The organism is Microbacterium sp. 1S1, assembly GCF_008271365.1.
Classification (GTDB): Bacteria; Actinomycetota; Actinomycetes; order Actinomycetales; family Microbacteriaceae; genus Microbacterium.
Genome location: NZ_CP043430.1, coordinates 1671786 through 1684880, shown reverse-complemented (window position 1 = coordinate 1684880; position 13095 = coordinate 1671786). Strand labels below are relative to the sequence as shown.

Sequence of the window (13095 nt, the reverse complement as noted above, 5' to 3'; positions counted from 1 at the left end):
CGTCAGCCGTCCGGGTCGCCGCCCGGGATGTCGATGCGGATCGGGTCGCCCGGCGGACCGGTGGTCACGAGGTAGGAGTCGCCGGAGAGCGTCCCGGCCGCGGTCGATGCGGTCGTCACGGTGAGGTAGGGCACCTGCCAGCGGGTGAAGGCGACCTCGATGACGGAGATCGCGAGCACGGCCCCCGACGTCTGCTCGACGTCGGTGACCTGCACGCCGAGGCCGGCCTCGACCGCTTCCGACAGCGCCGTGCACTGTCGCGAGCCGTCGGCGTCGACGATGAGACAGCGCTGGGTGGGCCCGTCCTCCGACGGGCGATCGCCGAGCCAGACCGGCTGCTCCCGGAAGGAACCGAGGAGAGTGAGACCGACCGTGTACCCGTCGCGGACGAGTTCCTCCGCCCTGGCGCGCTGTGGACCTTCGAACTGCGCGATCGTAGACGACCCGGCGCTCCACCGCTGGATGCTCACCATCGGCTCGTCCGTGGTGGAGAAGATCATCGTCGCCGACACGCTGTCGACGGAGACCGCGTCCTCCCCGTCGCCGTCCACGGCAGGAAGCGAGGCGAACAGGCCGGGCGCCACCTCATCCTGCGGCATGCACGCGGTCTGGGAGTCCTCGCCCAAGTCGAGGATCAGGCACCGTGTCCCGCCATCGTCCTGCGTGGCGAACCAGGCGAGCGCGCCTTCCGCCTCCGCCACCGGGCGGACCGATCCGGGGTCGTAGCCCTCTCCGGCGAGTTCGAGCCGCCGCTGGTCCTGTTCGGGGGTCAACGCCACCGCGTCCATCCGGGAAGCGAACAGCCCCCACCCCGCCCCCACGCCGATCGCGAGGAGTGCGGCCGCCGCAGCGAGCACCGGCACGATGACACGGCGAGCGACGGGCCTCGGCTCGGGAGCGCGCTCGCCGTCCGGTTCGGCCGGCGCCGCTGGACCGGGATCAGACACCGCCGTCGGCGCAGCGGGCTCCGCTTCGGTCGGCGGCTCCGGGGTCGATGCCGGCCCGGCGTCGGCAGCCACCGCGCGACGGCGGTGCTTCTCCTGGAGTTCGCGCAGGCGCCGCGACGCCGCGGCGTCGAGGCCCCCGTCGCGCCCATAGGCGGCCCGCTCAAGCGCACGGAGCTCCTCCGCGTCGTCGCTCTCCACCCGATCAGTCTCCTCCCGCACCGACGCCCGTCCCCTCTCGGATGATCATGAACAAGCCGGGCCCACCGGTCGGCAGCTCATAGGTCGTGACCGCTCCACTCTCGACATCGGTCAGCTGCAGGCGCAGGCGGCCGTCGTGTTCCTGCAGCGTCTCCGCCGTCTCGCAGGCCATCGGAGCGTCCGCGCCGGAGCCGTCGTAGACGAGGCACTGCCGTCCGGTGGCGGCTTCCGAAGCCGTCCAGATCGGGACGTCCCCGTCGTAGCCCGCGACCCAAATCGAGTTCGGATCGAAGCCCTCATCGGCGAGACGCCCGGCAGTTCGGGTCTCCGTCTCGTTCGCGTAGGTGAGGCCGCCGCCCTCGCCGGAACCGTACTCCGAGACGCCGACGCTCACGGCCGGTTCGCCGTCGGGCGTGAGGAGCAGCTGCGCCACGATCTGTCGCGTGTACTCGTCGTCCCGCTCCGTCGTCACCTGGCCCCAGAGCCCCTCCTTCTGTACCGCTTCCCGCTGATTGCAGCTCGGCGTCGGGCTCTCCCCCGCCCCCAGGAGCAGGCAGACGCGGGCGCCGCCGTCCTGCGTCGCCGCCCAGATGACCGCGCCCTCCTCGGTCGCGACCGCGCGCACGGACCCGGGGTCGTACTTTCCGGATGCGACGAGGTCGGACTGCCACTGCTGCTGCTCGGCACTGAGCGCGACCGCGGAGCCGCCGCTCCGACCGAACGCGAGCCAGCCGGCGCCGACGCCGAGGAGGAGCGCGACCACCGCCGCGAGCGCGAGCACCCCGAGGGGCGTCCGCCGTCGTCGGTCGCCTCCGGCCGGCTCCGGCACGGCCTCGCCCTCCGGGGTGTGCGGAGCGACGACCTCGGTGGCGGAGACCGGCTGCGCGCGGTCTTCCGGATGCGCGTCGGGACGCCGTTCCTCCGGTGGCGTCGGGATGAGCGGCGCCTGTCGCCGGGCCTCGTCGAGCTCGCGCAGCCGCGCGGCCTCGGCCGCCGACAGCCCTCCGCCCGGGCCGAAAGCCTTGCGCTGCAGAGCCCTGCGCTCCTCGACTCCCTCGTCGTCCGCAGCGGTCATCTCGCCTAGCCCAGCCTCTCGAACTGCATGCCGGCCCAGACCAGCCAGCCCAGGCTGTACACCGTCGCGCAGAGTCCGAGCACGAGGGCCCAGCGCGCGATCGCCCGGCTCTCGACGGGGCGACGGAGCGACATGATCGCGGCGATCACGGCGACGATGGCGACCGGGATGCCCCAGCCGACGAAGAACGAGGCGCTGAGCGCCACGATCGCGGCCACCAGCGCCCACGGCGCGAGCCGCGTGTCGTCGATGGGCGCGGGCTCTGCGGCGGGCTCCCAGTGGTCCGCGTCCGCCCGGTCGAGGTCGGGCCCGCTCACGACCACGGGCTCGACGCTCACGGGACCGGTCGGCAGCTTCGTGTACCCCTCGCGCGGAGCGCCCGGGAGGCGGGCGGCGCCGGCCGGACGCTCGACGTGCCCGCTCGCGCGCTCGACCCTGGCGCGCGGGATCCCCTCGCCCGCTCCGGAGTCCTGCGGGAGCACGCTCACGCCGGCACCGCCTCCGCGACCTGGATCTCCGTCACCGGCAGCGTCGAGTCGGCGCCGAAGCCGAGCGTCGACGCCGGGCGCCCTGATGCGATGAGCTCGGCGGCGAGCGCCGCGATCATGGCGCCGTTGTCGGTGCAGAGCGACAGCGGTGGGATGCGGACCGCGACTCCGGCCTCGGCCGCCCTCGCCAGCGCGACCTCGCGCAGCCGACGATTCGCGATGACGCCGCCACCGAGCAGCAGCCGCGGCACGCCGAGGTCTTCGCACGCGTTGAGCGCCTTCGTCACGAGGACGTCGACGACGGCTTCGCGGAAGCTCGCGGCAACGTCGGCGATCGGAAGATCGTGCGCTCCGGCCCCCGCCCCGGCGTTCTCCGCCTCGAAGCGCTCCACCCACCGGGCGACCGCTGTCTTCAGCCCGGAGAACGAGAAATCGTAGCGGTGCTTCGCAAGGTCCGACGCGCGGGAGAGACCCCGCGGAAAGCGGATCGCGTCGGGGTCTCCGCCGACTGCGGCCCGGTCGATCTCCGGGCCGCCGGGGTACGGCAGGGAGAGCAGCCGAGCGACCTTGTCGAAGGCTTCCCCTGCGGCGTCGTCCACCGTCTCGCCGAGGAGTTCGACATCGGTGGTGAGGTCGCGCACGTGGAGCAGCGAGGTGTGGCCACCGGACACGAGCAGGGCGATCGTCGGGTACTCGAGGGCCGCGGCGTCGGGGCTCAAGATGTCGGCGGCGATGTGCCCGACGAGGTGATTGACGGCGTAGAGCGGCTTGTCGAGCGCGACGGCCAGCCCCTTCGCCGCGCCGACGCCCACCATGAGCGCACCGGCGAGTCCCGGTCCGCTGGTCACCGCGATCGCGTCGAGGTCGGCGAGGCGCACGTCGGCCTCGGCGAGGGCGGCATCGATGGCCGGCTGCAGCGCCTCCAGGTGCGCGCGGGCGGCGACTTCCGGGACGACCCCGCCGTACCGGGCGTGCTCCTCCATGCTCGACGCGATCGTGTTCGACAGCAGCGTCCGGCCGCGCACGATTCCGATGCCGGTCTCGTCGCAGCTCGTCTCGATGCCGAGCACCAGGGGCTCACTCATGCGGTCGCCTCCTCCGGCGTATCGGCCGCCGCCGCGTGGCGGCGCAGATCCAGACGCATCACGATCGCGTCGACGTCGTCCGGCTGATAGTAGCGGGGGCGCCTGCCGATCTCCTCGAAGCCCTCCGCGCGATAGAGCCCCTCAGCCGGCGGATTGTCCGCGCGGACCTCGAGGAACACCTCCTTGGCCCCGCGTGCGACGGCCGCCCGGAGCAGGCCGTGCAGGAGCGCGCGGCCGCGCCCCCGGCCGCGGAAGGCGCTGTCCAACGCGATGGTCTGGATGTCGGCATCCGGGCTGCCCTGCAGCGCTCGTACCCCGCCGTAGCCGACGATCGCCCCGTCCTGCTCGTCCACGAGGTAGCGGCCGTGCGGGCTCAACAGTTCGCTCGCCATCGTCTCCCGGCTCCAGGCATCGGTCGGGAACGAACGGTGCTCGATGTCCATGATCGCGTCGAGGTCGTCCGGCCCTGCCTCGCGCAGCGTCATACGCCCACCCTCTTCGGGGCGCCGGGCAGCGATACATCCGGGTGCCGCAGGTACAGCGGCTCCTCGCCGGCGAGAACCCGGCCGGCCGCGAGCGCCCTGGCTCCCACGCGGGCGAGGTCGACCGCGGACAGCGTCGACACGTCGACACGGCGGATACCGGCCAGCTGGCCGTCGGCATCCGCAGCACGGACGAGCACCGTGTCGGCGGTCGCGCGCGGGATGCCCGCCTCGTCCTGGCCGTCGAACACGGTGATGGCGACCTCTCGCCGCCGCGCGTCCGTGACGACGGCGAACGGGCCGGCTGCGGAGTCGACGAGCGCGAGAGCCGCCGCCGTGTGGCTGGGGACCGGGACCACGGGGATGCCTCGGCCGAGCGCGAAGGCACGTGCCGTGGCGATTCCGATGCGCAGCCCGGTGAAGGGACCGGGCCCCATGCCGGCCACGACGTGCGTGATGTCGTCGGTCCCGCCCTCCCGGAGCACGTCGCGCACCAGCTCACCGATGACCTCGGCGTGTCCGAGCGGGTCGGCCGTGCCGGCTTCGGCACGTGGCGTCCCGTCGGGGTCGATGAGGGCGACGGCGGTGCCAAGGGACGTGTCGACGGCGAGGATCACCCCTCCAGGGTAGTCGCCGTCCGGCCGGAGACGCCTGCGCTCAAGAGCAGCCGATCAGCCCAGCGGCGCCCGCACCGGGTAGTCCTGGTCCTCCAGGATCACCTGCGCGGCGACCCCGGTGGTGCGGTTGACCACGACCGGCGCGAGCAGGTTGACGCTCACGCCGTCCGAGGCGGGATGGGCGACCACCAGCACGAGCGCGTCGTCCGGCGAACCCAGGGCGAGATCGGCGACCTGAGCGTCGCTGAGGGTCGGGGCGTACTCCGCGAGCACCGTGTTCGGATCGACGAGATAGAGCCGGAGGGATTCGTCCCCGACCGCCCGCATCGCGAACAGGCCGTCCGCGCCGTCGACCGGCGCGAGCGCGAAGTCCACGTGCGGAGCGAGCCCGGGCGGCGGGGCGGTGAAGGTGAGCGCGGCGGTCATCGCAGGAAGTCCATCAGCGTCGGCTGCAGCACGCGGGCGTTGACCGACAGCGCCGAGCGGTACACGAGCTCCTGCGCCTGGAGGCGGATGAGCACCTCGACCGAGTCGACGTCCTCGACCGCGGCACGGCGGGATTCGAGGGACACGGAATTCTGCACTGCCGCCTCCTTGGCGCGTTCAATCTGAGCCTGTCTGGTGCCCACCGACCCCTGCACGCCGAGCATCGCCGTCCGGCGAGAGTCGATCTCCGCCAGCCGCGGGCCGACGTTGGTGCCGGAACGGAGGTCGGCGGCGATGCGGTCGACGAGGGCGAACACGGAGTCGTCGCCTGTGCCGAACACCGCAGCGCCGTCGGTGTCGACGCGGACCACGGCCGCGTCGGACACCCGGCGGCCGACCTCGGAGCCGGCCACGCCGCTGTACGAGTAGTCGGCCGCGAAGGCGGCGGTATCCGCGGTGCCGGCGAAGACGGAGCGGCCGAGCACCCGGGTGTTGGCCTGCGCGAGGAGCTCGTCGCGGATGCCCTCCAGCTCGACGGCCAGCGCCTCCTTCGCCACCGCGTCCAACGCTCCGTCGTTCGCTCCCTGCGCGGTCAGGTCGCGCACGCGGGACAGCAGCGACGTACTGGAGGTGATCGCGGTGTCGGCCGCGGTCACCCAGGCCAGGCCGTCGTCGATGTTGCGTGCGTACTGCTCCGTCCGCCGCTGCTCGGCGTGGAGGGCGAGGGCAGCCGCGGCCGCAGCCGGGTCGTCGGAGGGGGCGGCGAACGCCTTCTGCGAGGTCGCCTGGTCCTGCAGCCGGGCGAGCTCGGACAGGTTCGACTGCAGCTGACGCATCGCCGTCTGGGTCATGGTCGTCTGGGTCACGCGAGAGATCACGATGCTGCTCCGATCAGCGTCCGACGACGCCCGTGCGGTTGATGAGGACGTCGAGGGCCTCGTCGACGGCGGTGAGGACCCGGGCCGCCGCCTGGTAGGCGGTCTGGTACGTGAGGAGGTTGATCGTCTCCTCGTCGCCGTCGACGGCCGCGACGGACTGCTGCGCTCCCACCGCGCCCACGGCCGCCGCGTCCGACACCTTCGCCCGCTGCACGTCTGCGGCGGTGGCGACGCCGAAGCGCGTCACCTGGTCGGTCCACAGCGCGTCAGGAGAGGTCGCGCGCTGACCGATCTGGGAGATCAGGTCGGCGTTGCTCGCGTCCTTCGCACCGGCGCCGGGGGCGGCGAGGGCCAACTCGGCCGCTGTCGTGACGGCGACCTGCAGCCCGAGCGCGGCCGAGCCGGTCGCGGGAACGGTGAAGAAGTCGCCGCCCGGCTGTCCGGTGGCGGTGACCCCCGCCCGGTGCTGGGCGTTGAGCGACGTGGCCAGGGCCGTGGCCACCCGGTCGTACGTCGCCGCGAGCTGCGCGAGCATCCCGCCGTCGGCGGCCGGAGCGAGAACCGAGAGCGAGCCGCCGAGTTCCCCGCCGTCGACCACGAGGGGAAGGTCGGGCACGGACTCCCAGGCGACTCCGACCCGCGGAACACCGTCGATCGTCGCGGCACCGGTCAGGGCGAGGTGTCGGGCGTCGCCTCCGGAGACGAGGGCGTTGCCACCGAGACGCACCGTGAGCGTGCCGTCCGCCTCGACGCTCGCCGTGGCACCCGCCAGCCGCGCCACGTCCTCCGCGAGCGCGTTGCGGCGATCGGTGAGCTCGTTGGCGGAGCGTCCGGCGGCGAGCGCGTCGCGGATCTCCGTGTTGAGCACCGCGATCTGGTCGGCGGCGGCGTTGACCTGGTTGACCGTGCGCTCCGCGGTGCCGCGCGCGGCGGTCCACTGGGCGGCGACCGTGCGATAGCCGCCCGAGATGTGCGCCGCGAGCTCCTTCGCTGACTCCAGGATGGTCGCGGCCGCGGCACCCGAGTCGGGGGTGTTGGCGAGGTCCTGCCAGCCCGCCCAGAAGGTCGTCAGCCGATTCGCGAGCCCCTTGTCGGTGGGCTCCGCCAGCGCCGACTCGGCCGTCGTCGCGGCGAGCGCCCTGGTGGCCCAGTAGCCGGACGCGCCGAGCGTGTCGCGGACGCGCGCGTCGAGCAGGGCGTCACCGAGGCGTGCCACGCCGTCGATCGACACGCCGTGACCGGGCAGCGCCCCCATGCTGAACCGACCGGTCTGCGCGATCGCCGCGATCGACGAGGTCTCGACGCGCTGCCGCGTGTACCCCTCGGTCTTCTGGTTGGCGATGTTCTGCCCCACCACGTCCATGCCCCGGCGCGCGGCGGCGAGGCCGCTCGCGGCGGTGGTCAATCCACTGAAGGTCGACATGATCCCCTCTCGGTCACATCTCGGTGTCGATGATGCGGGCGGCGTCCTCGCGGGCGCGGTCGCCACGCGTGGTGTACTCGCCGCTCTCCTGGCCGAGCGCGGCGATGGTCTCCTGTGTGGCGCGGAGGACGCCGGTGAGCTGCTCGGCGGCGGAGTCACGCATCTGCTCGACCTCCGCGGTCAGCCGGACGAGGGCCCGCATGTGATCGGAGAAGACGTCGCTCCAGGCCCCGTCCGGCGCGTGCTCGATGAGCTGTGAGATGGTCGCGTCCTCGGGCGCTCCCCACTCCTCCGCGACCCCGGCGACTTCCACCGTGCGGGCCAGCCCCGCCGCACGGAGGCGATCGAGTACTTGATCGATCTCGCGTGCCGCAAACTGTATCCAGTGCGAACGTCCCGCGGCGAGCAGCAGCTGCTGCTCGTCGAGTTTGAAAAGCAGCATCTCGAGCAGCTCGCGCTCTCGCCAGAGCTGCATCGATAGTTCGTTGGCTCCCATGATCCCCTTGTTCCCCAGCGATCCCCCGCCCCAACGCCGGTGCGATCGACCCGCCTGTTAACGGTTCATTAATCTCTATCGGCCACCGCGCCCCTAAGGTTACTATGTGGAACGGCGGTGGGTAGTTCTCCCCATGGACATATCTCGGACCTTGTGATATGGACATCTACCTCTCGCTATGGAGCTTCCGGAGTGCATCCAGAGAGGTGGATCATCCCCCATGTCGTCGCGCGCTGAGCGCAACCGCCTCGTCGAGGCCAACCTTCCCCTGGTCGGCTACCTCGCTGCGGACACCCATGCTCGGGCAACCCACATCCCCCGCGAAGAGCTCGCCGCTGTCGGCGCGCTCGCTCTCGTGACCGCCGCCGACGCGTACGACCCCGCGCTCGGCGTTCCCTTCGGGGCCTATGCCCGTCGACGGATCCTCGGCGCGTTCGCCGACGAGATGCGCGCGATGGACTGGGCGTCGCGCGGTATCCGGAAACGGATCAAGGAGACTGTCGCCGTGCGCGACACCCTCACCGCTGCGCTCGGTCGTACCGCCACCGCCGCGGAGATCGCCACCGCGATGGGCTCCCCCAAGGAGGCCGTCGTCGAGGCTCTCGCCGACGCCGCACGCACCGTCTCGACCCTCGACGACCCTGCGACCAGGGATCTCGTCGCCGACATCCCCCTCCCGGAGGAGTCCGCCCTGGTCGGCGAGCGGCGGGAGGTGCTCGAACACGCCATCACCGCTCTCCCCGAACGCATGCGGCGCATCGTCGTGGCCGTGTACTTCGAAGAGCGTCCGGTCAAGGAGATCGCCGAGGAGCTCGGCGTGACCCATTCCGCCGTCTCCCAGCAGCGCTCGGAGGCGGTACGGCTGCTCCGCGACGCCCTCGACCGGTACTTCGCCGACAACCGGGCCGAGACCACGACGAAGACCCGAGTGTCGCCCGCCGCCCGGGACGCCTACTTCGGGCGCATCGCGGAAGCCGCCGGCGCACGCATGGGCGAGGTCTTCCGCGCCGCCGCCCCCGCCTAACGCCGCCGCATCCTCCGCCGATAGGTGAGAACAGGAGACCACGGATGGTCTCCTGTTCACCACATCACGGAGGAAACCCTCATGGGTATGCAGATCAACACCAACGTGGGCGCGCTCAACGCCTACCGCAACCTGTCCAACACGCAGAACGACCTGTCGAAGTCGCTCGAGAAGCTCTCGAGCGGCCTCCGCATCAACCGCGCAGCGGACGACGCCGCCGGCCTGGCGATCTCCGAGGGTCTGCGTTCGCAGGTCAACGGCCTGAACGTCGCGGCCCGCAACGCCCAGGACGGCATCTCGGTCATCCAGACCGCGGAAGGCGCCCTGACCGAGGTGCACTCCATCCTGCAGCGCGTGCGCGACCTGACCGCTCAGGGCGCGAACGACTCGAACAACACGAAGTCGCGCGAAGCGATCCAGACCGAGATCGGCGCCCTCGCCGACGAGCTCACCCGGATCGCCGACAGCACGAACTTCAACGGCATCAAGCTGCTCTCGGGCGGCACGACGCTGACGTTCCAGGTGGGTGCGGGCGCGGTCGCCGCCGAGGACCAGATCTCGGTCGGCCTGACCAACTTCGCCAACCTCGGCACCACCATCGAGACGCTCGCCGGCACCATGACCGACGCGGCATCGTACGGTGCGGCTCTGGCGGGCATCGACACGCAGATCCAGGCGGTCTCGACCGCCCGTGCCGGCTACGGTGCGCTGCAGAACCGCTTCGAGTCGACCATCAACAGCCTCAACGTGTCGGCCGAGAACCTCGCCGCCGCCGAGAGCCGTATCCGCGACACCGACATGGCGTCCGAGATGGTCAAGTTCACGTCGGCGAACATCCTGTCGCAGGCGGGAACCGCGATGCTGGCCCAGGCCAACCAGGCCAACCAGGGCGTGCTCCAGCTCCTGCGCTGATCCGCGCCGCAGCACGGAACCACTCCGGGGGTCCGGGTGGCGGCCTCGTCCGCCGCCCGGGCCCCGCCGTTCACAGAAGGGAAGCCGCATGTCGCTCTCGCTCGACGGCCTCGTCTCGGGGCTCAAGACCACCGAGGTCATCAAGGCGCTGATGGACGTGCACGCCATCCCCCGCACGCTGCTCAAGGCCAAGATCGACGACAAGAACGTCGTCATGACCCAGTTGCGCACCCTCAACACAGCCGTGCAGAACCTCGCCGCCGCCGCCGAAAAGGCCGCAGCGCCCGGCGGTCTCGACCGCTTCACCTGCAGCGCGTCGTCCGAATCGGTGAAGGTCGCCCTGCGCACCGGCGCCGCTCCCGTGTCCACCGACATCGTCGTCGACCGCCTCGCCCAGGCGCACACGGTGGTCTCGACCGCCCTGACCCGCTGGCCCGCTGAGCCCCCCGTGCTCACCCTCGAGGACGCCTCGGGGAAGCGCGTCCAGGTGCAGGCCGACTCGACGTCGATGCAGGACATCGCTCAGGCCATCAACGACGCCGACACCGGAGTGCTCGCCACGGCCGTCCCCGCCGGCAAGGATGCCGACGGCAACCCCGTCTACCGCCTGCAGCTCCGGGCCGAGGAGTCCGGAGAGGCAGGACGCTTCCGCGTCTACGCGGGTGACCTCGCCGCGGTGGCCGCCGGCACCGCCACGGACGTGTCCACGGAGCCGGGCGCCGCCGTCATCGCCACGGGCACGGACGCGCAGCTGCGCCTCTGGGCCGGCACCGCAGCCGAGCAGGTCATCACGTCGTCCGGCAACACGTTCACCGACCTCTTCGAGGGCGTCGACGTCACGGTCTCCACTGTCTCGACGACCCCCGTCACGGTCACCGTCGCCGTCGACGGCGAGGCCAGGGCCAAGGCCTCCGGCGAGTTCATCGCCCTCCTCACCGACATCTTCACCCGCATCGACAACGGCTCGAAGGCCACCGTCGCCGCCGGCCAGGGGGAGAAGACGACCCTCGGGGTCTTCACCGGCGACAGCACCATCCGTGGCCTGCGCACGGCCCTCGCCGACGCCGTCCAGCACCCGGTGGACGGCGTCTCACCGTCCACGATCGGCATCTCGACCGACATGTACGGCAAGCTCACGTTCGACGAGGAGAAGTTCTCCGAGGCGCTGGCGAAGGACCCCGCGGCCGTCGGTGCGCTCTTCTCCGCGGTGGCGGCACGCGTGGAGCAGACGGCGACCTCCTACTCCGACAAGTACGACGGGCTGCTCACCTCCCGGATCACGGGTCAGGAGAGCGAGGTCAAGAGCCTCGGCGAGCAGATGGACCGCTGGGACGTGCGCCTCGCCCAGCGGAAGGCGTCGTTGGAGCGGACCTACGCGCGCCTCGAGGTGATGCTCTCGCAGATGCAGTCGCAGTCCTCCTACCTCGCCTCCCAGATCAACGCGCTGCCGAGCAGCCGCTCCGGGTCGGGCTCGTGAGCATGAACGCCGCCCTGCGCGCCCAGCAGCGCTACCGCGAGGACGCCATCCTGTCCGCCCCGCCGGAGCGCCTGGTCACGATGCTCTACGACCGGCTGCTGCTGGACATCGAGCGCGCCGAGACGGCCCAACGTGCAGCCGACTGGACCGAGGCGAACGCCCAGCTGCAGCACGCACAGGCGATCGTGGCGGAGCTGTCCGCCTCGCTGACCGACGAATGGAACGGCAGTGCCGGTCTGCGGTCGCTCTACGTCTTCCTGTCGCAGACCCTGATCGGCGCCAACATCGGCCGCGACCCGGAACGCACCCACGCCTGCCGGGAGCTCGTCGTGCCGTTGCGCGACGCGTGGCACGCCGCCGCCCTGACGATCGCCGAGGGCCGCGCGTGACCGACGAGGACTGGAGCGCGCTCCTCGACCGACTCGACGCGGACGCCGACCGGATCCTCGCCGCGCCCGCCGGTGCGGTCGAGGTGCACGACATCGTGCCGTGGGCACCCCCGACCGCACCGCTTCCGCCGCACCTGGCCGAGCGGGCACGCGCGGTCATCGACCGGCAGCACGCGGCCATGGAGCGCGCGCGGTCCGAGCTCGACGGACTCCGGCGGCACCTCGGCGCCGTCCGGCGGGTCCCGCCACCGCACACCCCGGACGCCCCCGCCTACCTCGACGTGGACGGTTGAGCGACTCCCCTAACGAAACCGCGCGGACGGCCGACAGTCCCCCGAGAGCACGGATGGCTCGCAAGACTCGGCCAGGGAACGGCCACTTCACCCACACACGGGGAGCCGGTTCGTGTTCGACTCTGTGACCATCACCGCACTGACGAGTGCGCTGGACGGCCTCTCGCTGCGCCAGCGAGCCATCGCCGACAACATCGCCAACATCAACACCCCCGGCTATCACGCCAAGCGGGTGCAGTTCGAGGCCGCGCTCGCGGACTCGATCGCCGCCGGAGACGGGGATGTGACGGCCAGCGTCGGGACCTCGCTCGAGCCGACGCGACTGAACGGCAACAACGTGAACCTCGACACCGAGACGCTCTCGAGCATCGACACGATGCTGCGATACCAGTTCGCGACCCAGGCCGTGAACGGATCGTTCTCCTCGATGCGCACGGCGATGAGGACATCATGACCTTCGACGCGATCGGCATCGCCGGCACGGGTCTGACCGTGCACCGGAAGTGGCTCGACGCCATCAGCGACAACATCGCCAACATCAACACGGCGACCTCGACCGACGGAGCGGCCTTCCGCGCGCGGTACATCCTGGCGCAGACGAGCGATCAGTCCCCCGGCGTCTACGTCGCCGGCACCGTCCAGGGCGACGCGGAAGGGCGCCTCGTGCACCAGCCGGATCACCCGCTCGCGGACGCCGACGGCTACGTCCGCTACCCCGACATCGACCTGGGAGACCAGATGAGCCAGCTGATCCTCGCGCAGCGTGGATACCAGGCCAGCGCGGCGATCGTGGACCGCGCCCGCAACTCGTACGAGGCGGCGCTGCAGATCGGACGGAACTCGTGAGCGCCGTCGCCGGCATCGAAGCCGTCGCCTCGTCCCTCG

Annotated in this window: 17 protein-coding genes; 7 read left to right on the top strand and 10 right to left on the bottom strand. The window is 71.7% G+C overall.

Annotated elements, in window-relative coordinates; translation table 11 throughout:
* Positions 1 to 2: 2 nt before the first annotated feature.
* Genes FY549_RS08280 through flgN form a run of 10 tightly spaced genes read right to left on the bottom strand, consistent with a single transcriptional unit; the run spans position 3 to position 8115 of the window.
* Positions 3 to 1145, bottom strand: coding sequence for a hypothetical protein (locus FY549_RS08280; protein ID WP_149084617.1), 1143 nt, complete (start codon positions 1143 to 1145; stop codon positions 3 to 5).
* 4 nt (positions 1146 to 1149) lie between these two features.
* Positions 1150 to 2220 carry a hypothetical protein gene (locus tag FY549_RS08275; protein ID WP_149084616.1) on the bottom strand — a complete coding sequence of 357 codons (1071 nt, stop codon included), beginning with the start codon at positions 2218 to 2220 and terminating at the stop codon, positions 1150 to 1152.
* Between the two features lie 5 nt (positions 2221 to 2225).
* Positions 2226 to 2708: a hypothetical protein gene (locus tag FY549_RS08270; RefSeq protein WP_200838928.1), complete on the bottom strand. Its 483-nt coding sequence runs from the start codon at positions 2706 to 2708 to the stop codon at positions 2226 to 2228.
* The gene (tsaD, locus tag FY549_RS08265; RefSeq protein ID WP_149084615.1) at positions 2705 to 3793 is read right to left on the bottom strand and encodes a tRNA (adenosine(37)-N6)-threonylcarbamoyltransferase complex transferase subunit TsaD; all 1089 of its coding nucleotides are present in this window, start codon (positions 3791 to 3793) and stop codon (positions 2705 to 2707) included. The genes FY549_RS08270 and tsaD overlap by 4 nt, the downstream gene beginning before the upstream one ends.
* The gene (gene rimI / locus FY549_RS08260; RefSeq protein WP_149084614.1) at positions 3790 to 4278 is read right to left on the bottom strand and encodes a ribosomal protein S18-alanine N-acetyltransferase; all 489 of its coding nucleotides are present in this window, start codon (positions 4276 to 4278) and stop codon (positions 3790 to 3792) included. The genes tsaD and rimI overlap by 4 nt, the downstream gene beginning before the upstream one ends.
* Positions 4275 to 4892: a tRNA (adenosine(37)-N6)-threonylcarbamoyltransferase complex dimerization subunit type 1 TsaB gene (gene tsaB / locus FY549_RS08255; RefSeq protein WP_149084613.1), complete on the bottom strand. Its 618-nt coding sequence runs from the start codon at positions 4890 to 4892 to the stop codon at positions 4275 to 4277. Before tsaB ends, rimI begins: the two co-directional genes overlap by 4 nt.
* Before the next feature lie 54 nt (positions 4893 to 4946).
* Complete coding sequence (gene fliW, locus FY549_RS08250; RefSeq protein ID WP_149084612.1) at positions 4947 to 5318, bottom strand: flagellar assembly protein FliW; 372 nt, start codon at positions 5316 to 5318, stop codon at positions 4947 to 4949.
* Positions 5315 to 6184 (bottom strand): flagellar hook-associated protein FlgL, encoded by an 870-nt coding sequence (flgL, locus tag FY549_RS08245; RefSeq protein WP_308208818.1) that lies wholly within the window; start codon positions 6182 to 6184, stop codon positions 5315 to 5317. Before flgL ends, fliW begins: the two co-directional genes overlap by 4 nt.
* A gap of 25 nt (positions 6185 to 6209) precedes the next feature.
* On the bottom strand, positions 6210 to 7619 hold the full coding sequence (gene flgK / locus FY549_RS08240; RefSeq protein ID WP_149084610.1) for a flagellar hook-associated protein FlgK: 1410 nt from the start codon (positions 7617 to 7619) through the stop codon (positions 6210 to 6212).
* A gap of 13 nt (positions 7620 to 7632) precedes the next feature.
* On the bottom strand, positions 7633 to 8115 hold the full coding sequence (flgN, locus tag FY549_RS08235) for a flagellar export chaperone FlgN (RefSeq protein ID WP_149084609.1): 483 nt from the start codon (positions 8113 to 8115) through the stop codon (positions 7633 to 7635).
* Between the two features lie 220 nt (positions 8116 to 8335).
* Between flgN and FY549_RS08230 the strand changes: the two genes are divergently transcribed.
* From FY549_RS08230 to FY549_RS08200, 7 genes are all read left to right on the top strand, one after another.
* Complete coding sequence (locus FY549_RS08230) at positions 8336 to 9139, top strand: sigma-70 family RNA polymerase sigma factor (protein WP_149084608.1); 804 nt, start codon at positions 8336 to 8338, stop codon at positions 9137 to 9139.
* An 81-nt stretch (positions 9140 to 9220) separates the two neighbouring features.
* Positions 9221 to 10051, top strand: coding sequence for a flagellin (locus FY549_RS08225; protein ID WP_149084607.1), 831 nt, complete (start codon positions 9221 to 9223; stop codon positions 10049 to 10051).
* An 88-nt stretch (positions 10052 to 10139) separates the two neighbouring features.
* Positions 10140 to 11528 (top strand): flagellar filament capping protein FliD, encoded by a 1389-nt coding sequence (gene fliD / locus FY549_RS08220; RefSeq protein ID WP_149084606.1) that lies wholly within the window; start codon positions 10140 to 10142, stop codon positions 11526 to 11528.
* A gap of 2 nt (positions 11529 to 11530) precedes the next feature.
* A complete protein-coding gene (gene fliS, locus FY549_RS08215) occupies positions 11531 to 11917 on the top strand; it encodes a flagellar export chaperone FliS (protein ID WP_149086044.1) in 387 nt (128 codons plus the stop codon).
* Positions 11914 to 12210 carry a hypothetical protein gene (locus FY549_RS08210; RefSeq protein ID WP_149084605.1) on the top strand — a complete coding sequence of 99 codons (297 nt, stop codon included), beginning with the start codon at positions 11914 to 11916 and terminating at the stop codon, positions 12208 to 12210. Before fliS ends, FY549_RS08210 begins: the two co-directional genes overlap by 4 nt.
* A gap of 112 nt (positions 12211 to 12322) precedes the next feature.
* Positions 12323 to 12664: a flagellar basal body rod protein FlgB gene (gene flgB / locus FY549_RS08205; RefSeq protein WP_149084604.1), complete on the top strand. Its 342-nt coding sequence runs from the start codon at positions 12323 to 12325 to the stop codon at positions 12662 to 12664.
* The gene (locus tag FY549_RS08200) at positions 12661 to 13056 is read left to right on the top strand and encodes a flagellar basal body rod protein FlgC (protein WP_149084603.1); all 396 of its coding nucleotides are present in this window, start codon (positions 12661 to 12663) and stop codon (positions 13054 to 13056) included. Before flgB ends, FY549_RS08200 begins: the two co-directional genes overlap by 4 nt.
* Positions 13057 to 13095 lie beyond the last annotated feature (39 nt).

Excerpts from the sequence above, each read along its gene's own strand:
- flgN (WP_149084609.1), bottom strand. The coding sequence starts at position 8,115 with ATGGGAGCCAACGAACTATCGATGCAGCTCTGGCGAGAGCGCGAGCTG.
- FY549_RS08275 (WP_149084616.1), bottom strand. The coding sequence starts at position 2,220 with ATGACCGCTGCGGACGACGAGGGAGTCGAGGAGCGCAGGGCTCTGCAG.
- rimI (WP_149084614.1), bottom strand. The coding sequence starts at position 4,278 with ATGACGCTGCGCGAGGCAGGGCCGGACGACCTCGACGCGATCATGGAC.
- fliS (WP_149086044.1), top strand. The coding sequence starts at position 11,531 with ATGAACGCCGCCCTGCGCGCCCAGCAGCGCTACCGCGAGGACGCCATC.
- flgK (WP_149084610.1), bottom strand. The coding sequence starts at position 7,619 with ATGTCGACCTTCAGTGGATTGACCACCGCCGCGAGCGGCCTCGCCGCC.
- fliD (WP_149084606.1), top strand. The coding sequence starts at position 10,140 with ATGTCGCTCTCGCTCGACGGCCTCGTCTCGGGGCTCAAGACCACCGAG.
- FY549_RS08230 (WP_149084608.1), top strand. The coding sequence starts at position 8,336 with ATGTCGTCGCGCGCTGAGCGCAACCGCCTCGTCGAGGCCAACCTTCCC.
- FY549_RS08200 (WP_149084603.1), top strand. The coding sequence starts at position 12,661 with ATGACCTTCGACGCGATCGGCATCGCCGGCACGGGTCTGACCGTGCAC.
- FY549_RS08225 (WP_149084607.1), top strand. The coding sequence starts at position 9,221 with ATGGGTATGCAGATCAACACCAACGTGGGCGCGCTCAACGCCTACCGC.
- fliW (WP_149084612.1), bottom strand. The coding sequence starts at position 5,318 with ATGACCGCCGCGCTCACCTTCACCGCCCCGCCGCCCGGGCTCGCTCCG.
- tsaD (WP_149084615.1), bottom strand. The coding sequence starts at position 3,793 with ATGAGTGAGCCCCTGGTGCTCGGCATCGAGACGAGCTGCGACGAGACC.